The organism is Psychromonas arctica, assembly GCF_038155225.1.
GTDB classification, from domain to species: Bacteria; Pseudomonadota; Gammaproteobacteria; order Enterobacterales; family Psychromonadaceae; genus Psychromonas; species Psychromonas arctica_B.
This window is the reverse complement of sequence record NZ_JBAKBA010000392.1, coordinates 1-212: the sequence shown is the minus strand read 5'-3', so window position 1 is coordinate 212 and position 212 is coordinate 1. Positions and strand designations below refer to the sequence as shown.

General features: G+C 33.5%; 1 protein-coding gene. It reads right to left on the bottom strand.

Features of this window, described 5'->3' with window-relative positions:
• Positions 1-212, bottom strand: a 212-nt coding sequence (locus tag V6255_RS18885) for a hypothetical protein (RefSeq protein WP_341629475.1), incomplete at both ends; no start/stop codon positions are given.

Here is a 212-nt window from a genome sequence, read left to right as displayed (position 1 = left end):
ATTTGTTACGTATTGTACTTCTAACGTTGAATTTCCATTTTTCTTTATACTTGACCATTTTGTGGACTCAGATCGAATTCTATTAAATGCCCCCTTAGCACCGGATAAAGAATGCTCCTCTCGATCTAATTGATACAAAAGTTCTGATAGGTATTCTTTAAGGTCACTCAATATATCATCTTCGTATATACTTTCAATGTGGCTAGCAATTT